This window comes from Kamptonema formosum PCC 10802, assembly GCF_000332335.1.
Lineage (GTDB): Bacteria > Cyanobacteriota > Cyanobacteriia > Cyanobacteriales > Oscillatoriaceae > Oscillatoria.
Genome location: NZ_KB235948.1, coordinates 388,685 through 410,534 on the forward strand (window position 1 = coordinate 388,685; position 21,850 = coordinate 410,534).

Consider the following 21,850-nt stretch of genomic DNA (forward strand, 5'->3'; position numbering starts at 1 on the left):
CGATGCTATGAAGACCGCACAGACTTCTACAGACCTAGTTCGCACTTACCTGCGAGAAATTGGCCGGGTGCCGCTCCTGACTCACGAGGAGGAGATAATGCTGGGTAAAGAGGTGCAGCGCTCAACCGCACTGCAGTTGAAGAAAGATGAGCTAGCCGCCGAGCTGGGCCGCGAGCCGAGCTTGGCGGAGTGGGCGCAGCACGCTGAGCTGTCTGAGGCTCAATTGCAGCAGGCAATAGCCGCCGGCGAAATGGCCAAGCGCAAGATGGTGGAGGCCAATTTGCGATTGGTGGTGTCTGTGGCCAAGAAATATATCAAGCGCAATGTGGATTTGCTGGACTTAATCCAGGAAGGCACGATCGGCATGCAGCGGGGTGTGGAAAAATTTGACCCCACTAAGGGATACCGGTTTTCCACCTATGCCTATTGGTGGATTCGGCAGGCGATTACTCGTGCTATAGCAGAAAAAAGTCGCACAATTCGCTTGCCGATTCACATCACCGAAAAGCTCAACAAAATCAAAAAGGCTCAGCGCCAGCTCGCTCAAAATCTGGGACGATCTGCCACAATTGCTGAATTGGCTGAGGCGCTGCAGCTGACGCCAAAGCAAATTCGGGAATATCTGGAACGGGCCCGCCAGCCGCTGTCGCTAGATTTGCGCGTGGGCGATAATCAAGATACGGAGCTAGGAGATTTGCTCGAAGATCCCGGCCCAACTCCTGAAGATTTTGCCGTGCACTCTTCCCTGCGGACTGACCTGGAGGTGATTATGGCTGACCTAACGCCTCAGCAACGTCAAGTGCTGTCTCTGCGCTTTGGCTTGGACGACGGTAAGGCCATGACGCTGGCCAAAATTGGCGACCGCCTCAATATCAGCCGCGAACGGGTGCGCCAGATCGAGCGCGAAGCCCTAAGTAAGCTTCGCAAGCGGAAAGCTGATGTGGGCGAATATGTGGCCAGCTAGGTCGATCTTGGATTTTGGATTTTGGATTTGGGATTTTGAAGAAAATCTAAAATCTAAAATCTAAAATCTAAAATCTAAAATCTGGTGAGTGAACCCGCCGGTCTTGGTTCGGTTTCTTCTCTCTCGCAACTGACATCAGGCTGCTAAATTAATGTTTAGAAACGTAACAGTTCCCAATTGCAGTTCTTGAATCAACCCCTGTAAAGATAGAGGCGGGAGCTTTTGCCGCTAGGAGGTACAAGGTGAATCACGCATCGAATCGATCTCCAGAATTTTTTGGTGGCGAGCCAGAAGTTGGCAATTTGCTGTGGCACTACGTGCAATCGATGAGCCCGGATACTGTCGCTCAGCTGTCGAGACCCACTACTTCTGAAGTGTTTCAGGTGATGGAACGGAATATTGTCGGGATGTTGGGGAACTTGCCTTCCGAACACTTCGGAATAACTGTTACCACCAGCCGCGAAAATCTCGGTCGGCTGCTGGCTTCGGCAATGATTAGCGGCTACTTCCTGCGCAACGCTGAGCAGCGAATGCACTTTGAAAAGTCGCTGCAGCATTCGGAGGCTAGCGCTTCCGAGAGTGATTAGGTGCCGTCAGTCTGCAAACTGTTATAGAAAAAAGCAGCTTTGAAACCCCAGCACCTAAAAATCTCTGCAGGCTGTCAAGAGAGTGTGCCGAAATCTACTGTTTGGGAGTTGCGGCAAAGGCTGCTGCAGTGGTACGCAGCAAGCGGTCGCGATTTGCCCTGGCGGCGCAGCCAAGATCCCTACAAAATCTGGGTTTCGGAGATTATGCTCCAGCAAACTCAGGTGAAGACGGTTGTGCCTTATTACCAGCGGTGGCTGGAAAAGTTTCCCACAGTCGAACATCTGGCAAATGCGGATTTGCAGCAGGTGCTGAAAGTCTGGCAGGGGTTGGGTTACTACGCCCGCGCCCGCAACGCGCACCGGGCGTCTCAAGAAATTGTGCGGCGTTACGGGGGCGTTTTTCCCAACCGGCCCGAGGACGTGCTAGCATTGCCTGGAATTGGGCGCACGACTGCCGGCGGCATACGAGAGCGCGGCATTTAATCTGCCGGTGCCGATTCTGGATGGCAATGTGAAGCGGATTTTGGCCCGGATCTCGGCGCTGCCTGTGCCACCGGCAAAGGCAGAAAAACAGCTGTGGCAGCTTTCGGAAACGCTTCTCGACCCAGAAAATCCGCGAGATTTCAACCAAGCGCTGATGGATTTGGGGGCGACAGTCTGCACGGCGAAAAATCCCACTTGTTTGCTTTGTCCGTGGCGGGGTAACTGTCAGGGGTATAATCTGGGTGTGCAATCTGAGTTACCCATGCGCGAAGCTGCTTCTCCTGTACCGCATAAATTTATTGGCGTTGCCGTCATCTGGAATGGTGAGGGTAAAATTTTGATTGACCGGCGCAAGCAAAATGGTCTGCTGGGCGGGCTGTGGGAATTTCCGGGCGGCAAGGTGGAGGATGGGGAAACCATCGAAGCTTGCATTCGGCGAGAAATTCTGGAGGAGTTGGCGATTGAGGTGGAAGTGGGGGAGCATTTAGTTACGGTGGAACACGCTTACACTCACTTCCAGGTGACGCTAAATGTTTATCACTGCCGGCACGTTGGGGGGGAGCCCCAGCCTTTGGAGTGCGATGAGATTCGCTGGGTGACGCTCGAGGAGATCGATCAGTTTGCCTTTCCAGTGGCGAATGTGAGGATTATTGAAGCGCTGCGGCGGGATGCTCGGTGATCTAGCAGCAGACAGTAAGTTTAGGACAAGGCATCTCACTTGCTAGTTGAGATAGGGACAGGCGAGACGCCTGTCCTACGTCCTAACCTAAGTGGCTACTGCTATACCAATTTTGGATTTTGGATGCAAGGATTTTGGATGCAAGGATTTTGGATTTTGGGATTGGGCATTGCGGCGGGAGTGGGGCAAAAACTGAAAATATTCCCCATGCCCCATGCCCCATGCCCCATGCCCCATGCCCCATGCCCCATGCCCCATGCCCCATCACCTGTGCCGTGTCAGGCGCGAGGGCGCTCTGGGAAGCGCGCGGTGAAAGCGGAACCAGCGCCGGGTTCGCTCTCGACGGAGATGTCGCCGCCCAGCATCTGGCACAAGCGCTGGCTGATGGCCAGCCCCAAGCCGGTGCCGCCATATTTGCGGGTGGTGGAGGCATCCGCTTGGGTGAACGCTTGGAAAATATGGTCTATCTGCTCTTGTGTCATGCCAATGCCGGTGTCTTTTACCTCAAAAACGAAGAGAGAGGCGGGTTGAAAGCTGGGGGTTGAATTTGTGCCGGTTTCCTCCCCGACAGTTTGCACGGCGACAGTTGGCGCGGGCTCTTTTTTAACGGTGAGGGAAATCGTGCCATTTTCGGTGAATTTTACCGCGTTGCCGAGCAGGTTCAGGAGTACCTGGCGCACTTTGGTGAGGTCTGAGTGCATAATCCCGATATCGGAAGCGCAGTTTACCTGCAAGGTATTGCCATTTTTCTCCACCAGCGGCTGGACAGTGGCGGCTACGTCCTTCACCAGATTTGCAACATCAATGGTTTCCAAATAGATGGTGACTTGACCGGCTTCTATCTTGGAAATGTCTAGAATATCGCTGATCATGTTCAGCAGGTGTTTGCCCGCGTTCTGAATCTTCTCAAGGTCCGGGATCAATTCGTTGACTTCCAAATCCTGCGCTTCTTCTGCGAGGATCTCGCTGTAGCCGATGATCGCGTTCAAGGGGGTGCGCAGTTCGTGGCTCATGTTCGCGAGAAACACGCTCTTAGCCCGATTAGCGGCTTCAGCTTTATAGGCGGTATTTTGCAATTCTTCTGTATACTCTGCTACCCGTTTTATCAGATGATTGAGAGAGACGGTCAGCTTGCCAATTTCATCGCGGGTGGTCACGGGTGCCTGAAGGTCAAAATTTGATTCTGCTGTCACCCGCTCAGCTACTTTAGTTGTGGCTTCTAGGGGCGCGGAGATCGCCCAGCTCGTGTAGGATATGAGAGCGGCTGCCAGCGCAACTGACACCAGCAGGCTAATTATAATAATGCTGGTTCCGAGTGTTTCCGCACTCTCGTAGGCTTGAAAGGCCATACCGGCACGCTCGCGAAATTGGCCCGCTAGGGTGGCGGAATCGCCCGACAAGTTATTCAGCTCGGAAGCCACTTGGCTGCGGTCAAAATTTATCAGGGATTCCCGCGCTGCTTTCAGGTTTGCCTGATTGGGCTTGGGCAAGGTAACTGGCTTTAACAGGTCGTTGATTTCCTTGGAGTAGGCGGCCACCACACCGGCATAATTTTTACTCAGTGTTAGCAGCCTGGTTTTCTCTTCTTGAGTGAGGGTGGGGTTGGCGAGTGTCAAAGCGTTCAGTTCGGCCAGCTGCTGATTTATCCCCACAATATGCTCCCGCCATTGAGAAACTTCTTCCTCAAAAATCTGGGGGCTGTTTAAAACCGGCGCAAGCATATGGTTCTGGACTCTAGCCCGCAAGCCTTCTGCGGTGAGTGCTGTCAGGGTGTCGGCTGTTTTTAAAGTCGCTGTTAGTTGGTCTTTTACTTGTTCCTTATAATGACTTTCAATGACTCTTCCCGTAATAGCGCCGGCAAGAGCTAGACCAATAGCCAGAGCCGAACCCAAGCTAATTTTCTGCCTGATTCCCAATCGCCCAAACAATTGTCTGAACCCGATTTTAGTCAAGTTGTTAGGTCGCTCCTGCGGGGCCATATCATAATTTCTTGTTTTGCTATCCGGGGAGAGTTTAGAAATTTTGGATGCCATAAATAGTTTTCGCACGACGGTCTCAACATAGACGGGCACCGAAAAATTTTAAAATTTTTCGCCCTCTCAGGAGTTCCAGTTTACCATTTCTGACCTGCCCTTGCGCTGGATTCCTAAAAGAAATTTTTTCGCGCTCTTTTCTTACCCTGATGTGCTGTTTAATGTGCCGGCTGGGCAAGCGCAAGCAGAAATTATTCTCAGTCCCGCGCTTGCAGAAATAGGTGCCCCGCTATATTTACCCATGCGCCCAACTTCGCTCCAAACGGGTGAGAGATTGGTGCTGTGCCGGCGGGCTCGGGTGCTCGCTCCCCACAGGCATTTTAAGTGAGCGAAACCCGCCCAACCACCGCTCCTTGCTGGGTGCGGGGAGTATCCGCTTTTTGCAAAGATTTTCTCCCTCACCCGCCGTTCCCCCCCTCTCCGGGGCACCCCCCTCATTCCCCCCCTATTAAGGAAGGGAGGACGGGAGAAGATTTTTTATTCACGGCGAGGGGAGAAAAAATCAATAATTCTGCCCTCTGCCCTTCTGGGAGAGCGGTTGGGGGTGGCGGGAGTGCAAAAATGGGACGCTCCTCGGGCACACCCATATTATTCTAGTTCAAAATGAATTTTTGGATATTACAGCTCTGGACGGCACGCCAGGAAGTCGTGGGGTGTGCGAGAGGACTGGCACTGACTGGAAAATAGGGCACAGGGCATAGGGCGTGGGGCATCATCCCATTGCGGGGGGAGTGGGGCGCGCCGCTCCGCAGGAGCCGCAAAGCTAACGCCCGCTCTCAGCTGTGCCGCCGTGGGGGATCTGCCGGTGCCGGCACCAAACACGCGCTCTGCCCCGTTCTGGATGCCAAGTGAGCGCCGGGGGTAGGGTTAAGCTTTTTCTATTTAATTCGCACTACAAAAATCTATATTCGCCATTAGTTTATGCATGCGCTCAAATCTAGACTGGTTAGATAAATTTCAAAAAATAGGCAGATTAAAAGCATAAAAGCTTATGCCGTATCCGGTAACACCGGCATTCCACCGGCGCGATTCGGCGCTCCACAAGAGTGTTGCAATAATGGTGCTGCCGAATATTGTATCAGGAGTCAGGGGTGTGGGCCTTTGAGCGCCGGCCCCCGTACCGGTACTGAGAAACCCGGTTTCTTTAAGAAACCGGGTTTGTGGGCCATAGTTCATCCAACTGAGAACCGGTATCAATCCTTTGTGGGGGTTCAAAGCCCCCAGAGGTTGGGCAAATCATTGAGAAGAGGCAGCATTTGGGCATTTTCCAGGCAGGTTGCCGGTGGCGTCACCGGCGCTCCGCCTTTTATTCTGCCTCGCTTGGACATGCGCTATAGCAATAGACAGTCAGTTAAGGACACGCTCGATCGGAGGGAACGCCTGTCCTACGAAGTATAGGCGTAGGGCAGGCGTTCCCTCCCTGCCCTCAAGGTCTCTGGGACAGGCGAGACGCCTGTCCTACGTCCTAACCTAACTGCGACTGAGGTAGTGAGAAAGCCGATTTCTTTAAGAACCCGGGTTTCAAAGGGCTACTTCATCCAACTGAGAACCGCTATAAATTAGCAATTTGCTGAGAGAACCATAAAGCAGCATTAATATTATTTCCCTCATTCATACGCTCTAACATTTGCGACAGCAGCGAAATTGGCAGCCCCGACAGCACCGCAGAAGTTTCAATCTGCTGGGATCTCCCACTCTCCTGCAAGTAGAAGGCCAGCACCCGCCAACCCTTGATATCGGCTCCCCAATATTCGGGAATTCCCAACCCAGCATAAAGCTGTTTTTTCTCATCTAAATCCGTAGCTAAGGTTGTATCGGCAATTTCCCCCACTAAATCGGGCACGCGCCAATTATCCAGATTAATTCGTCCCGATTCTCCCTCCGCCCACTGTGGCGAACCTCCGCCTACATACAAAATTTTATCGGGAGCCGCCGAGCGCGAGTTGGGTTTCTCAAGCGCGCAACCGCCTAGGGAATCGACCGGCACCCCTGGCTGACGCGCAAACCAGACACCAAATACGAGGGTAAACAAATCGTTAAATCGAGCGTGGTTAATTCCTTCATTGCCCCTATCTACCCAAAGATACCCCGCGTTAAAAAACAGCCGGACGTCTTTATCCAAATTCGTACTGTCGCGCCACGCTAAGTAATCATCCCAGGTAGCCGGTGTCCATTGGGGAGCAGCAAGAGACAAAGCGGGCGCAACAGGAGTTGTAGAAGTCATATCGATTTTGCCTTTTGGCTTTCACTAACTGTACCAGGCCGGTTGCGATGAGAGCTGATATTTTATTGTATCATTGTTTGTGGTAAAATCTTGATATTCTCTTTAAAATTAGAGAAAATTAAGGGGGGTGACGCGCTTCGCGTCACCCACCCTACAAGGGCAGTTTAAATGGATGACCCGCCATCAATTACGAGCGCTTGTCCCGTCAGATTGCCGGCTTCAGGAGATGCCAGCCAAGCCACCAGCGACGCCACTTCCTCAGCAGTTGTAATCCTGCCGGTTGGAGTGTTCCGCGCTACCTCTGCTGCCGTGGTTCCCAGATCCGAGAAGCGCCCTTGTGCCATCTCCGTATCCACCCACCCCGGACAAATCGCATTGACGGTAATGCCACGAGGGGCGAGTGCCAGCGCCAGGGCGCGAGTCAGTCCAACAACCCCGTGTTTAGCCGCGCAGTAGGCAATTTGATCGGGCACAGCACGCAATCCCAAAATTGAGGCAATGTTAATAATGCGCCCGGTGCGATCTGGCAAAAGCGGAATGGCGGCCTTCGCGCAACGATAGGAACCGTCGAGATTCGTGGCAAGAATTGCCCGCCACAGTGTTTCATCGCCGTCCAGGGTATCGGACCCAGCTAGTCCAGCGCTATTGACTAGCACGTCCAGCTTTTCAATCTGGCGGAACAGTGCCGTAACGGAGTCTGGATCTGCCACGTCACAAGGAATAAAACGCACACCGGCCAGGGGATTTTGCGGTGCGGTCCGACCGCAAATTACGACATCAGCGCCCAATTCCTGGAAACGTGCGGAGATCGCCCGACCAATACCTCGTGTGCCGCCAGTAACCAGTACGTTCACTGCGCCGTTCCCCCTCCATCAACCGGAATCACCGCGCCGGTCATAAAAGATGCAGCGTCGGAGGCAAGAAACGCAACCGCCCAAGCAATCTCTTCTGGTTTGCCAAAGCGTCCCAGCGGCACAGCACTTTTGTACAAATCCTCACAGGCATCGTTATAAAGATTGGGATATCGGGCAGGGAGCTCGCGGATTACTTGGCGCAACATGGCTGTGTCTGTGCTGCCGGGGGCAATACAGTTGACGCGGATGCCGTGCGGTGCCCAATCCAAGGCGGCGCTGCGCGTTAGCTGCGCCAGTGCTCCTTTTGTCAGTCCGTAGGCGGCGCTGACTCGTTTGCCAATTAAAGCTTGATCGCTGGCAATATTGACAATAGAGCCGTGCTGGCGCTGGATCATTCCAGGCAGTACGGCTTTCATCAAGACAAAGGGCGCGCGGACATTAACGGCGAAAAGGTTGTCCAGCATCTCAATGGGGGTGTCAAGGACGCTGCCAAATCCTGTGGCCCCCGCATTGTTCACCAGAATATCTACCTCACCAAAATCGGCAGCCCGTTCTTCAATGGCGGCGACATTGCCTAAGTCGATTTCCGGCAAGTCGAGTCCGATCACCTTGACGCCTTCAGCTTCCAGTCGGGCGACGATCGCCGCCCCGATTCCGCCTTTGTGGCCGGTGACGACCGCTGTTTTATTACTAAGTCCGGGTAAAGTCAAGCTCACTCCTTTGCTTTTTGGCTTTTTCGGTCACTCCAAAATTTATCACAGTTAGCAGCACATTTTCTATCGACTTTGTTAAATTTTATTTAAACCTTAATTGCTACTTGAGGAGGCAGTCGCTTCGGAGTTGCGCACACCGCCACATAAGAAAACTTGGCCTATCTCAGGCGAGCCGGTAGGGCCGGTAGGGGCGGGTTTACTTAAAATGTCTCTACGAAGTAATGCGCTAACGCGCATCGCTTCGCTATCAGATGTGGGTGAACCCGCCCCTACAAACATTTTAAAGTCAGAACCTGTAGGAGCCGGTCCCCGTGCCCGCCCTGTTTCCCGGCTGTAGGGGCGGGTCCCCGTGCCCGCCCCGGAACGAGGGTATGAGGGGTAGATTTTCCCAACGTAGGACAGGCGTTCCCTCCGACCCAAAAAGTCGGGGGGGTTCTGGCGGAACTGTGCCAGTCATGCCGGTGTCCCAAACCTCTCCCGAAATCAAATCATCAAGATTATATTATAAAGTAGGCAACCGTGCCGGTCTTATGAAAAAACGAGGCCAATGAAATGGTTTCAGACAAGTTTCGCCACCAGCTGCGCCAGGAAGCCAAACTCTGGCGCGCTGAGGGGCTAATTCATGAAGATTTATACCAGCAACTGTCAGAGCGCTATCAGTTTGACAGCCTGGAAACCGCTGCCAGCAACAGCTTTATTGCAGTTATCACCGGCTTGGGAGGAATCCTAATCGGCTTAGCCGCAATTACCTTCGTAGCAGCGAATTGGCAATTTTGGTCGCGGGAATTTAAAGTCGCCCTGCTCCTGAGCTTCTTTATCGGGGTGAATGCCGCCGGCTTCTATCTGTGGCGAACGCCCACCGGCACTGCGGCAAAGCGAAACGGGTGGAAACAGCGGCTGGGGCACGCATTGTTGCTGCTCGGCGCAATAATCTTGGGGGCGAATATGGCGCTGATGTCGCAGATGTTCCACATCTCTGGCTCCGCCTACGGATTGTGGCTCGTCTGGGGGCTGGGCGTGATAGCAATGGCGTACAGCCTGCGCTTTACTTCTTTGGGCGTCTTGGGAATGATTTTAATGGGTTCGGGTTACTGGCTGGGCGTGTTCGACTGGCGCTCAAAAGAAGAATTTTCCTGGCTGCAGTTGCTGGTGCAGCACATGCCGGTGGTGTCTTGTGTGCTGTTTGTGCCCCTGGCTTACTGGTGCCGGTCCCGCGCGATTTTTGCCCTAGCTGCGATTGGGACAGTCTTTTCCCTGGAAACCTCTCTTTTCCAAGGTTCTAGTGTGTCACCGGCTTGGATTGCCGCCATTGCCTGCGCCCTCCCACCGGCTCTGCTTTGGGGCTATGACGACACCCTTTGGCCAAACATTCACAGCCGGCTCTTTCAGTCTCTCGCCCGAAATCTGGCGCTGTGGTTTCTCGGCGGAATGTTTTATTTTTGCTCCTTCCGGTGGTGGGAAAACGCTTCCAGCCAGCAACTTGAAGCTGCAGCGCTGCTCAGCTGGATTCCCCTGCTCGACGTGGCGCTGCTTGGCGGTTTGACAGTTTGGGAATGGCTATATCTAGCGCGTCAGGGAAGAAAACACCCATCCCGCAGGGGAGTCGATCTCACCACCAACACCATTGCCTGCTTTATTGCAGTCAGCGCCCTAATTCCCCTCTGGCATTTCAGTTTCAGTCCCATTCCCCTGCTGGCTATTTTTGCCTTCAACGCCCTGCTGTTTCTCTTAGCTGCCGGCTTGATTCGGGAAGGGCTGGCGCTGGGGAATCGCGGCACGTTTTGGGGCGGCATGCTGCTGTTAGTCCTGCAAATTATCAGCCGGATGCTGGAGTACGACACCGGCTTGCTGTTCAAAGCCTTTGTCTTTTTCCTGTGCGGCATTGGCGCGATTGCCGCCGGCTTGGTGTTTGAGCGCTACTCCTCTACTTTAACCCCTTCTCAGGAGAATTAGCTATGACTTCTAACTTGGATGATTCTAACAAACAGCTGCTTCCAGAAACACCCCCTGCGGATGTCAGCGGTGAGACTGAGCGAAATATCAGCTGGGAGGCTCCCAAAAAGCCTCTGCGAGCTTGGCGGCTGTGGGTTCCCCTGCTGTTCCAAACGGTGCTGATTGCTGCCGTGCCGGCACCGGCATTTTACACCTACGTCACCGGCAAGACTGTGACTCTGCAAACCGCGCCGGTTGACCCTTACGACCTGTTGCGCGGCTACTCCCAGACTCTCGGCTATGATATCTCCACTCAAAACACTCTGAAAAGTCTCCCCGGCTGGAAAGATTTGCCCGGTCACACGTCAAGTTGCCCTGCGGTTAAACCGCCGGCTAAAAGCACTTGCACGGAAGAGAAATATGTCGATGCGGGAACCAGTTTTTATGTTATAATGGAAGCGCAAAAATCGGCGGCGGCTTCTGGGCGTCCCCAACCTTGGAAGCCGGTGCGTGTCAGCCGGGAGCGCCCCAAGGATTTGCCGGCAAATCAGGTGGCTATCAAGGGCAAGTACAGCGGGTGGAGCGCCGAGTACGGACTGGAAACCTATTATATGCCAGAAGACCAGCGAGAGCAAATTAATAATGAGATTAATCAAGCTCAGCAACGCCAGCCTGGGCAGAACAGACAGGCCATACCTTTCGTAGTAGAAGCGAAGGTAGACGCGCAGGGAAATGCCGTGCCGGTGAGTTTGTGGGTGCGCGAGCGCAACTATCGCTTCTAGAAGTATATATAGCGGTTCTCACTTGCATTATAGCCCAGAAACCCGGTTTCTTGAAGAAACCGGGTTTCTCGCCTTAACATTTGGGCCAAACGGGGATGATGCCGGTGGCAATGAAGGTGCGCCGGCCTGGATTTTCCTCTGAGTTGGAGTTGGATTCGCCACCGCCGGCTGGAGCTTCTACCGGCAGCTCAATGATGAATTCCGCTCCCTCTCCCGGTGCGGAAATGCAGCTCAGCCGGCCCTGGTGTTTTCCCTCCACAATCTGGCGGGAAATATATAGCCCCAGTCCCGTGCCAAACCCTACGGTTTTAGTGGTGAAGAAGTGGTCAAACGCCCGGTCTTTTACCTCACCGGACATTCCGGGGCCATTATCTTTGATAGAGATGATAGCGTGAGTGCCGTCGTAATTCAAGCCGGTGCGGATGGCAATCGTATTGGGGCGAGCGATGATCTCATCAAAGGAATAACCCTGAGACAGCTCCTCAAGGGCGTCAATGGCATTGGCTATTAAGTTCATAAATACCTGGTTGATCTGTCCGGGGTAGCACTCAACCATTGGCAAATCGCCATATTCAGTTATAATTTTAATCTCAGGGCGTTTTTTGTTGGCTTTCAGCCGGTGTTTTAAAATCAGCAGGGTGCTGTCGATGCCCTCGTGAATATTGAAATCTACTGGAGCCGCAGTATCGGAGCGCGAGAAAACCCTCAGAGAAGTGCTGATGTTGCGGAGGCGCTCTGTGCCCGCTTTCATCGAGGTGAGCAGTTGGGGCAAGTCCCCCATCAAAAAGTCCAGGTCAATATCCTCCATTTTGGACTCAATCTTTGCGCCGGCCTTGGGAAACTCGTCTCTGTAAAGATTTAAGAGTTCCATCAGGCTGTTTGTGTAAATTTCTATGTAGTTGAGATTGCCGGCGAGAGAGCCAACCGGATTGTTAATTTCGTGGGCCACACCGGCGACTAACTGGCCGAGTGCGGACATTTTCTCGGTTTGTACCAGCTGGACTTGAGTTTGCTGCAGCCGCTCCCAGGCGCTTTGCAGCTCAGCCGTGCGCTCCCCCACCCGCCGCTCCAGCTCTTCAGTGAGCTGCTGCAGTGCGGCTTCTGCGGCGCACCGCTCAGAGATTTCCTGTTTCAATAAGGAATTTTGCTGAGCGTACTGTTTTGTTAATAAACTCAGTCTCAGGTGCAGCCTAACCCTGGCTATCACCTCTTCTTGCTGAAATGGCTTTGTGATATAATCTACTGCTCCTAGGGAGAGCCCTTTTACCTTATCAATCGTGTCTGAAAGGGCGGTCATAAAAATTACCGGGATGTCGCAGGTTCCCGGGTTGGCCTTCAGCCGGCAGCAGGTTTCAAACCCATCGATTCCTGGCATCATTACATCCAATAATATCAAGTCAGGTTTGGCATATTCTGCTAGATCGATAGCCGTTTCCCCCTCGGTGGCCACCAAAATTTCCCAGCCGCAAGAGGTAATCGCTCCAGTCAGCACTTTCAGATTGGTCGGGCTGTCATCCACCAGCAATATAGTAGCCTCATCAATGTTAATCTGATTCATGGGTTATCACACCTAAAAGAATTGATAAACTCCCTGATTTTCTTGACCTGAAAACCCTCGGCTAAGTCCCGTATCTCGGTGGCAAAAGGCGCGAACTTGGCATCCAGCTGTTCCAGCTCTCCCACTGCTTTTTCTATCCCTTGGATGTTGCCTCTCATGGCCAAATTAAACAGCTTTTCCAGTTCTTCTGCCGGTGGGGCGACAGCACGTGCCGGGGTTCCAGAGGGTAGAGGTTCAGCGGCGAGTGGGGGTTGCAATTTTCCACTGTTCCTCTGGGCCGGCACGATTGGCCCCTCCCCGGCGGCCCGGCTCTGTTGATAAATCCACTCCAGTTGCAAATACTTCTGCAAGTGAGCCAGAAGAACATCTAGCTCCACCGGCTTGGGCAAGAATTCATCCCCCCCCGCCCGCAAACTGTTCTGTTTGTCAGTCTCAAATACGCTGGCAGATGATACTATAATAACCGCATTTTTGAATTCAGGCGATTGCCGCAATGCCCGAATCATCTCAAACCCGTCCATTTCTGGCATGGCCAGGTCAGTCACGATGGCATCGGGCTGGAGTTCGGCGGCTCTGTCCAAACCCTCTCGACCGCTAGCCGCCTCAACGCAAGAAAATCCAATCGGTTCCAGCATCTTGACTATAACCGAGCGATTTTCCCAGCGATCGTCCACGATCAGAATTTTCGGCTTTTTCTCTTTAATCCCAACAATCTTTCCGCTGTGGGCTGCTGCAGCTGCCGGCGTCGGGCCGGTGGCTACCGGCACCACCAAATCCAGCCAAAACCGGCTGCCCTTTCCAAAAGCACTCTCGACGTTTAGCTCGCTCCCCATTATCTCCACCAGCTTCTTGGAGATCGCCAGTCCCAAGCCGGTGCCTTCTGCCTGTTTCTTCCTGTCCCCCACCTGCTCAAAAGGCAAAAATATCTTTTCCAGCTGTTCGGGCGTCATCCCCACACCGGTGTCTTCCACTTCAAACCGGATTTTGGCGATCGGGCATTGGGCCTTTGGCACGGGCAATTCTTCAGTTTTTCCCTCTTCCCCATACCCGGTGCCCCCTGTCCCATGCCCGATTACCCCCACCTTAAACGTCACCCCCCCGCTGCTGGTAAACTTAATCGCATTGCCGAGCAAATTAATCAGCACTTGCCGCAGCCGCTTTTCATCAGCCTGAATGCCAGCCGGCAGCCCGGAGTCGAATTGCGGAACGAACGAAATCCCTTTTTCGCGAGCTCGAATCCGGCAAATTTCCACCACTCCCGTCAAAAACGAAGGGAAATGAAACTCACTCTGGTGCAGGTCAAGTTTCCTAGCTTCTATTTTCGACAGGTCTAGAATATCATTGATTAGCGTTAGCAGGTGTGACCCGCACTGGTAAATGATGCCGATGCCATCAACATCTGATTTTGCCAGAGTTGAGGAGCGCTGCAAAATTTGCGCGTATCCCAGGATACCGTTTAGAGGGGTGCGCAGTTCGTGGCTCATATTGGCCAAAAATTCGCTTTTGGCTTTGTTGGCCACTTCAGCTTGGACTTTTGCTGCTTCTAATTCCCGGGTGCGCTCGCTCACTTTTATCTCTAGGGTGCGGGTATACTCCTGTAGCTGCTCGTTGGCTTGCTGTAGCTGCCACTGATTTTTCCAGTTTGTTACCACAATAGCAGACGCGACAAGCGCCAGTAACGGGGAAATCACTGGAATCCACCAGCCTCCTAGAAAGGCCAGATAGCCGGCACTGAGCAGAGTGCCGGCTGCCACAGCTGCGGCAACAGCGGTCCCTTGAGAGGTTGCCTTCTCTCTCAAAAATTTGGACTCTGGAAACGCCCAAGCGATCCAGGAGCCAATCAAAGACCAGCACACAACCCACAGCCACTCTCCCAGCTGTGGCCACACTCGAATCAGCGGTCTGCCATCCAGCGCCGCACTCAAAATCTGGCTGATGGTATTGGCGTGAATCACCACACCGGCCATCAGTTCCCCAGGAGCCATGAGACTGCTATTGTAGGGCGTGTGAAACAAGTCATTGATACTCTGTGCTGTTGAGCCAATCAAAACAATGCGACCCCTGATCCGCTGCGGCGAGACCTGATTAGAGAGCACCTCACTCATGGTAACCGTATGGAAGCGCTTCTCGGTGCCGCGATAGTTCAATAAAATCTGGTAGCCGCCAACATCTGCATTTTTATACCCCCACTCCTTTCCTGTCAGGGGAACAAATCTTGCCCTCCCCAACCCCAAAACCTTTCTTTTGGCATCCAGCTTCTTGAGGGTTACGCCCTTGCTTTCCAGATACATCAAGCTCAAGCGAGCCCCTAAGCTTAATGCAATTTGACCGGTGCTATCGTTCGCAGAAATAAGGCTGCGCCGCACTTTGCCGTCCGCATCCAGCACCAAATCTGCTAGGGCAACTCTATCGAGTTTAGAGAGAGCCGGGGGTGGTGCCACTTTTTCTCCCGCCACTTTCTTGACCCCAATCAAGTCAGGTGACGACTTCATCACCCTCACTAATTGCTGGTGTCCTGGTTCCACCGGCAAATCCCGATAAATATCCAGGCCAATGGCCGCTGGCTGCTTGGCTTTCAGTTTTTGAATTAACTCAGCTAACACAGCATCAGGAATTGGCCACTGGCCCATTTTTGTGATGTCTGACTCATTAATTTTAACAATCAGAACGCGCTCATCAGCCGGTTCAGCCGGTCGCAAGCGAAAAAATTGATCCAGAGTTGCCCACTCCAACTGCTGGAACAGTCCTGCCACCCCCCCAGCCATGACCGAAACCGCCACCGCCGGAGACGCCGCCAGGACAAACCGCCACCGCCAAACAAGCTTTTTGAGATCGGGAAACATGGCGCTGTTGCTATTCGATCACCGGCTCTATGGCGATGGCGTCCAGTTTGACTGACTCCAGCAGTTCTTTCCAGTGAGCTATCAGGGCCGGATTTTCCGGTTGCGCCTGCCTTAACTGGGCCAGTGCCGACAGGGCGTCGTACCAAATGCCGGCCTTCGCCAGCTCGGATGCCTCCTCCAGTGAGGCTTCCTGGTGTTTCTCACGCTTGAGGTTGGCCGACGGCGCGACTCGGCGAACCCATCCCTCTACCCCCGGACTGTCCGGCTCGATCTCGCTACCGCAAACCATCACCAAAGACCACTTGTAATTCTTCCCGACTTCCAGCGCCGGTGCGGAATCCGGGAGTTTCACCCCGATCACCCCCGGCTTGTCAGGCAGGGGTAAAGTGGTCTGGTAAGCCTGCTTCCCGTCTTCATCTTGAACCGAGAAAAACATCTGCTTAGCTCCCGTTTTTGGGAGGTACACAAAGAAAGTCGGGCGCTCGGCCACCGTCAGGCCATAGTGAGTGTCCGGCGTCAGCGGCGTCACCGCCGCACTTGTCTTTGCCTGACTGAAGCACTGCCCTCCGTCCCGCGACGCTCCCCCACTCGATTGTTTGGGCGCGTCCCCCGCCGGCGGCTCAAAGGTCACCGCCTGTGCGGGCCATTTGGGGAGCAGCGTCACCCCCAGGCCAAAAATCAGCCAAAACAGAGCGCTTCGCAATGACAACTTGTTGCAATACATAAAGCAGCCTTTTGCGCATCTATCTATAGATATACTTCCCTCAAGGGGTCGGAAATTCTCAAAAAAGCTAGCGTCCCCGCACCCGACAGCAAACGCAGAAGCTTTGCCTGCGGCACCCCACCACTCCCCAGAAAAACGCACCCCACAGCTACATCCAATTTCCTATCAGCAGAAACGGTGCCCAGTAAAAGGGGTGCTGGTACTGCGGCTGCTTCAAAAGCGCAAGCTGGGCTTGACGGACGGCTTCCGCTCTGCTAACGCCCGGTTGGGTGAGCTGCTTGTAAAACTCAGCCATAAAACCGGCAGTAGACTGGTCGCGCACCGCCCACAGCGTAGCCAGGGTGCTTCGCGCCCCACTGCGCACCGCCACTCCCGCCAGCCCCAGGGCAGCTCGGCTGTCCCCTTTGGCAGTTTGGCACGCACTCAGCACCAGCAATTCAACCGGATTTGCTGAGGATTGGTTTCGCGCTCGCAGCAGCTGATCTAATTCTCTCACATTAATGCGCCCGTCCCACGTGAGAATAAACGTGTCCTCAGCGCTGCTGCTGAACTGCGCGTGGGTTGCCAGGTGAAGCACCGGAAAAGGCGTTGAGCCGATCTGGTTTTTCAGGTTGGTGTCGGTAAACTCCTGATTCAAAAGCACTTTCGCGGACACTTCAGACGAAATCTGAGCCATTTCCGACTCCACCCCTGGCAAAGCTCTGAAGCCCTGGACAGCTTGCGACAGCCCCGCCGTTATCGCTTTGAGCTCTCCGGGTTTGAGGGATCGCGGCTCCAGCAGCTGCCACCCCTGCGAGAGAGCGACGCTATATTTCTCCACCAGATACTGCTGGCCATCATACAGGGCGGCCATTGGCAGATTTCGCAAAGAACCGTCGGGCACAAAAACCAGCGTTTTGATGCCACCGGCCCGCAACTCGGATTCCACCGGCCCCACCAGCCAGCCATACATCTGCAGGTATTGCTTCAAACGCTCCTGATTTGAAAACGCTGGATTCAAAGACTGCCGCATTTGGCTGATAATTTTCTCCAGCATCTCTTGCGGCACAGCCGCTTTGTAATTGCGCAGCAGCTGCCCCGGCAGCGACACAATCACCTCTAAGCGATCCGGCAAAATAATCGGATAAATCACCGCAGCAGCCGCGTCAACCCGGTCAACCGGCTTGCGCTTGGCACTATCCAAACACGCCTCTCGAAAAAAGTTCTCTAATTCCGCAATTTGCAGCGATTCCATCACCTCCAAACTTTGCTTGAGGTTCTTTTGGCTGGGAGTTTCCGATTGCAGCAGCAACCCCACCAGCTCGCGATACACCGGCTCGACACTCTCCCGAAAATTAAACTGCACCTCCGGATTTACCGCCACCAAATCACTGCGCAAAGACTGGAGAGCGCTAACTGCAGAGCCATAAGCTGCGATTGCCCCATTCATGTCTCCCTGCTGTTTGAGAAGCCGGCCCAGCTGCCACCCCGCCCCAGAGGCAATATCCGAAGCGCTCATCCCCTGCGCGATCGCGAGCGCCTTTTGCGTCAGCGCTAAAGCGTGAGCTTGCTGCTGCGTCTTTTCGTACAGCGAACCCAACTCCGTGAGGGCTATTGCTTCCGCTCGCAAATCCTCCAGCTTTTGCGCCTGCTGCAGCCCTCGCGCCAAAACTCGCGCCGCCTTTTCATACAGAGAAGCTTTTTCAACGCCCGAACATTTACTAGCAACATCTCCAGCTTCTCCCTCACGGCAGCCCGCCAACTTCTTCAGGCTATCGGCAAAATTAACCGCCGCATAAACCGACATCCGGCTCGGCGGCAAAGCCGCGATTTCCGCTTCAATTTCCGGCAGCAAAACAAGCGCTATAGAGGGCTGCCCTATTTTAACATAAAGACTGAGCTGGTTGAGCAGCGCTTCCAGTTTAACCCGCCGGCTGGTTGCAGCCGCCGCCGCCTTTTGGTAATAATCCAGCGCCGCTTCATTCTGTTTAAAATCTCTAGCCGTATTTCCCAGACTGAAAAGAATGTCGCTCGTACCGGCAGGGGAGCCGGCTCGTTTCGCCGCAGCCAAACTTTGCGCTAAAACCTCCTGAGATTGCCGCAAAGACCCCCCCACTTGCAAAGCAACTCCCAGACTCCGCAATGCGGAAGCTTTCAGAGGAGAGTCCGGCTGACCGGCAACTCGCGCATTCGCAGCGGCTAAAATATCCTGCGCTCGCCGGTACAGCCCCAAAGTTTGCAAAGCTTGCGCTTGATTGATCTGGCTCCCCAGCACTCCAACCTCATCCCCCGCCTCCGCATAGACTTTTTCCGCCCGCACCCAGCTATTGAGCGCCGCTTCAGTTTCTCCCGCTGCGAATCGGAGATTTCCCTCAGCATTCAGCGCTTGCGCCAGAATCGCCGCATCCCCCTGCTCGCCGGTGCGCTGCAAAATATTCAGGGATTTATCAATCGCACCCCGCGCCTCATCCCATTTCCCCAAATTTTGATAAGCCAGCGACAGATAGCTCAAACTCCAAGCATAACCCGTCTCATCCCCCATTCTCTCAAAACTTGCCGCCGCCTGTTTCCAAACCTCAGCCGCCTCAGAAAACCGTCCCGCTTCGTAAAGATTTCGCCCAGCATCAAGCAAACTGCCGGCACGGTCTTCTGCGCCCTGCGCCACCGGCTGAGGGGCCTGCTGCGCGGCGGATGGAATCGCCACCGTCACAAGAAACATCGCCAGCACTCCCAACCAAACCCTCGCCCAGACAGATATCCTCAACACTCGCATTTTTGCCATATCGCAGTTCTAAATAATTTGTGAAATCCTCTCTCTTACCTTGGCGTTCTACCCTTGGGAAAGCCGCTTCGCGTCTAGGGCGTCTTGGCGGTTTTTCCCCCCCCACATCTCCCAGATTTTTGCCACCCTTCTTGCAGAGTAACATCAGGAGAGTTCGCCACCAGCCGCACCCTACCTCTCTCGTCAATCGCCCAACCGGTAGCCTCTACAATTGGCGATTGGTAATTCTCCCCAGAATAAGACGAGATTCGGCGTTCTACAACAGAAGCAAAGCTTGTGCGCACAGGGCGCACATCCGACCAAAGCGTCGCGCCTCTGAGTGTTTGGCTGGGATCTTCCGGCAAACCGCCCCGCCCGCTAACTGAAAATCTGTTCCCCCTATCCGCCGCACAGCCAGTGACAATTTGCCCTGCAGGATCGGTTAAGTTTGCCGGCAATTCCACCAATCCCGAACTCGGATCTACCTCAGGGTTGGAGATTGTCACCGTGCCAGAAACCCCAAACTCCGAACTGGCAGTAATGTCACTTTCTGCGGTGGGCGCAACCCGATACTGGGTGCCAAAGATGCCAGAGGTGCTGATTTGGATATTGCCACCGGCACCTTGAAAGGCATTAGCGCTGATGTCGCTATTTTCCAGCGCTGCTATCACCGGAGCGTCAATCGTCAGGTTGCCCCCATTGCCGGTGCCGCCGGCAGTGGCAGAGATAGAGCTGCCATGTCTCAGCAGCAAGGCGTCGCGCACTTGCAGGTTAATGTTGCCCCCTGAACCGGATGCGGTTGATGCTGTGATGCCAGCTTCAGTGTCGAGAAAAATAGAGTTGGCACTCACCCTGAGCGTGCCGGCATTTCCTGAGCCATCATTTTTCACCGTCACTTGAGCCCCATCTCGCACAATCAAAACAGGTGTGTTAAGCCTCACGTCTCCAGAAGCTCCAGAAGGCGCAGCCGGCAGTCGGAATGTCTGCTGCAATATCGGATCTGCAAGATTGGCAGAAGAAATCACCTGGCTGGGATTGCGAGAGCCCGGCACCGAACCGCTCACCTCTACAAACTGCGAAGCGTTGATGGCAAGACTTCCGGACGAACCACTCCCTACAGTCGAAGAATCGACCCTCCCCCCATCCCGAACTGTCAGCCTTGACGTGTCGAGCGTCACGCTGCCGGCATTTCCCTGACCGAGACTTGCAGATCCCAAAAGGCTTGGCGTTAAAATAAAGGGTATTACTCCGGTGACTTCTACCGAGTCTGCGGCCTGAATTTTCACATTCCCACCGGCTCCCGTCCCAAAGGTTCCAGATACCACAGTCCCCCCGCCGGCAGCTCTCAACCGCCCCGCTGATATAGCGATATTTCCTGCCGTCCCTGAACTCAAAGTTCCCGCACTAATCAGGCTGTTCAGTACAGGGTTTACCGGTGAGAAACCCATTAATTGCACTTCCTCTGAAGCGAGCGCAGTGATATTGCCTCCCGCCGCTGACGTGAAGGTTTTAGTGGCGATTTGTGCCCCCCCCTCAAGAACCAAACGCCGGCTTGAAACCGCAATATCCCCGCCTTTCCCCAGTCCCAGATTTTCATTGAGCAAGATGCTGCGAATCCTTCCATCTGGGGTAGTTCCAGCCAATTCCAGAGACTCGGAAGCGGAAACAGTGATGCTTCCGGAGGCTTGACTCCCCTGGTTTTGAATCAAGATTGCCGAACCGTCGCGCACCTCAATGCGCCGCGCCGCCACCGCCACCGCACCCCCACCGGCACCCCCACCGGTATTTGTGCCGCTGGCGTCTGCTAGCGCCTGCTGGGAGAGGCGAATATCCCGAAAGCTTTGCACCCCAGAATACCCCAGCGCCGGCACCCCCGCACTCGAGCTGAGGCTGACCGCACCCCCGCCAACACTGCCGAGCTCAATCCGCCCTCCCTCCGCAGTCAGCACTCCGCCTTCTATAGCGATATCGCCCCCAACCAGGGCGAGTGTGTTTCCGGGGCTGACGCGCAAACCGGAATTGCTCGCCGCACTCCTGTCGATTGGGGAGAAAAATGGATCGGCCACGCTTAGCGTGTGACCGGCACCCCGGACGCGAATCGCTCCCGGATTTGGCCCAAACTGCAGGCCGGCAGGCACGCTCACGGTCAGCAGGGGTGGCGCTTGCGGGCTGGCAGCGCTGTAAAAGCTGCCATCGGACAGTTGGATGCTGCTGGCGGTACTGCCTATAAACGAACCGCCAATATTTAACCGGGCATTCGGGCCAAAAATAATCCCGTTGGGGTTGATGAGAAATAGGTTCGCCTTGCCGTCGGCGCTTATTATACCATCTATATTGGAAACTGTCAACCCCGTGACTCGCGCCAAAATGTTGATAATTTCGGGGGCGCTTGTGAAGTGGGCCGTCGTGCCGGTTTTGACAGAAAATTCCTTGAAACTGTGGAAGAGATTGCCACCGGCTGCTGTGCCGCCGGCGATCGCACTCGTGGTGCCATTTGGCGTCACGGCAGAATTCACCGGCAGGGTGGCATCCGGGACAATTTGCGCGCGGAGGGGGCCGGTTGTGGCCAAACACAGCAGGAAAATACTGCAAGCCGTGTGGAATCGGTCAGCACCTTGTTGCATATACGTCGCGCTGCCAGCGCACTCGAGGGGGCGGTTGCCTGAAGCCGCAGGTTTATTGACGCTATCTGCCGGTGGCAGAGTTCTCGCTGCAGATGATTTCTCATTCCCTT

General features: G+C 54.3%; 15 protein-coding genes and 1 pseudogene. 6 read left to right on the top strand and 10 right to left on the bottom strand.

The features are described from left to right. The first annotated feature begins 7 nt into the window (after nt 1-7). From OSC10802_RS0101675 to mutT, 4 genes are all read left to right on the top strand, one after another. The gene (locus OSC10802_RS0101675) at nt 8-964 is read left to right on the top strand and encodes an RNA polymerase sigma factor, RpoD/SigA family (protein ID WP_026098076.1); all 957 of its coding nucleotides are present in this window, start codon (nt 8-10) and stop codon (nt 962-964) included. A 242-nt stretch (nt 965-1,206) separates the two neighbouring features. After that, entirely contained in the window at nt 1,207-1,551 is a 345-nt protein-coding gene (locus OSC10802_RS0101680; protein ID WP_017715052.1) for a DUF760 domain-containing protein, read from the top strand. A gap of 84 nt (nt 1,552-1,635) precedes the next feature. After that, nucleotides 1,636-2,034, top strand: a complete 399-nt coding sequence (locus OSC10802_RS53945; protein ID WP_232731598.1) for an HhH-GPD family protein — start codon at nt 1,636-1,638, stop codon at nt 2,032-2,034. Next, nucleotides 1,991-2,713, top strand: a complete 723-nt coding sequence (gene mutT / locus OSC10802_RS38255) for an 8-oxo-dGTP diphosphatase MutT (RefSeq protein WP_232731599.1) — start codon at nt 1,991-1,993, stop codon at nt 2,711-2,713. The genes OSC10802_RS53945 and mutT overlap by 44 nt, the downstream gene beginning before the upstream one ends. 278 nt (nt 2,714-2,991) lie before the next feature. On the opposite strand, the gene OSC10802_RS0101690 is transcribed toward mutT, so the two are convergent. The 4 genes from OSC10802_RS0101690 to OSC10802_RS0101720 all read right to left on the bottom strand — a co-directional run bounded on the left by OSC10802_RS0101690 (nt 2,992) and on the right by OSC10802_RS0101720 (nt 8,540). Continuing rightward, a complete protein-coding gene (locus tag OSC10802_RS0101690; protein ID WP_017715053.1) occupies nt 2,992-4,746 on the bottom strand; it encodes a sensor histidine kinase in 1,755 nt (584 codons plus the stop codon). Between the two features lie 1,552 nt (nt 4,747-6,298). Then, nucleotides 6,299-6,970, bottom strand: coding sequence for a Uma2 family endonuclease (locus OSC10802_RS0101710; protein WP_017715057.1), 672 nt, complete (start codon nt 6,968-6,970; stop codon nt 6,299-6,301). Nucleotides 6,971-7,134: 164 nt separating this feature from the next. Further along, on the bottom strand, nt 7,135-7,824 hold the full coding sequence (locus tag OSC10802_RS0101715; RefSeq protein ID WP_026098077.1) for an SDR family NAD(P)-dependent oxidoreductase: 690 nt from the start codon (nt 7,822-7,824) through the stop codon (nt 7,135-7,137). After that, nucleotides 7,821-8,540: an SDR family NAD(P)-dependent oxidoreductase gene (locus tag OSC10802_RS0101720; RefSeq protein WP_017715059.1), complete on the bottom strand. Its 720-nt coding sequence runs from the start codon at nt 8,538-8,540 to the stop codon at nt 7,821-7,823. Before OSC10802_RS0101720 ends, OSC10802_RS0101715 begins: the two co-directional genes overlap by 4 nt. 549 nt (nt 8,541-9,089) lie before the next feature. Between OSC10802_RS0101720 and OSC10802_RS0101725 the strand changes: the two genes are divergently transcribed. Together OSC10802_RS0101725 and OSC10802_RS0101730 are read left to right on the top strand one after the other, a co-directional pair. After that, nucleotides 9,090-10,490 (top strand): DUF2157 domain-containing protein, encoded by a 1,401-nt coding sequence (locus OSC10802_RS0101725; RefSeq protein WP_017715060.1) that lies wholly within the window; start codon nt 9,090-9,092, stop codon nt 10,488-10,490. Between the two features lie 2 nt (nt 10,491-10,492). After that, nucleotides 10,493-11,251 carry a GDYXXLXY domain-containing protein gene (locus tag OSC10802_RS0101730; protein ID WP_017715061.1) on the top strand — a complete coding sequence of 253 codons (759 nt, stop codon included), beginning with the start codon at nt 10,493-10,495 and terminating at the stop codon, nt 11,249-11,251. Between the two features lie 73 nt (nt 11,252-11,324). Here OSC10802_RS0101730 and OSC10802_RS56280 read toward each other — a convergent pair whose 3' ends face one another. The 6 genes and pseudogenes from OSC10802_RS56280 to OSC10802_RS38260 form a co-directional block, all read right to left on the bottom strand. Further along, nucleotides 11,325-12,230 (bottom strand): sensor histidine kinase, encoded by a 906-nt coding sequence (locus OSC10802_RS56280; RefSeq protein ID WP_369797109.1) that lies wholly within the window; start codon nt 12,228-12,230, stop codon nt 11,325-11,327. Nucleotides 12,231-12,428: 198 nt separating this feature from the next. Beyond that, a pseudogene (locus tag OSC10802_RS56285) lies at nt 12,429-12,809 on the bottom strand (response regulator); the annotation flags it as partial. Next, nucleotides 12,806-15,652: a CHASE2 domain-containing protein gene (locus OSC10802_RS0101740; protein WP_017715063.1), complete on the bottom strand. Its 2,847-nt coding sequence runs from the start codon at nt 15,650-15,652 to the stop codon at nt 12,806-12,808. The pseudogene OSC10802_RS56285 and the gene OSC10802_RS0101740, both read right to left, overlap by 4 nt. Nucleotides 15,653-15,662: 10 nt before the next feature. Then, entirely contained in the window at nt 15,663-16,355 is a 693-nt protein-coding gene (locus tag OSC10802_RS0101745) for a DUF928 domain-containing protein (protein ID WP_198525039.1), read from the bottom strand. Nucleotides 16,356-16,524: 169 nt separating this feature from the next. Further along, nucleotides 16,525-19,137 carry a CHAT domain-containing protein gene (locus tag OSC10802_RS0101750; protein ID WP_017715065.1) on the bottom strand — a complete coding sequence of 871 codons (2,613 nt, stop codon included), beginning with the start codon at nt 19,135-19,137 and terminating at the stop codon, nt 16,525-16,527. Nucleotides 19,138-19,211: 74 nt separating this feature from the next. Then, on the bottom strand, nt 19,212-21,740 hold the full coding sequence (locus OSC10802_RS38260; protein WP_017715066.1) for a beta strand repeat-containing protein: 2,529 nt from the start codon (nt 21,738-21,740) through the stop codon (nt 19,212-19,214). Nucleotides 21,741-21,850 lie beyond the last annotated feature (110 nt).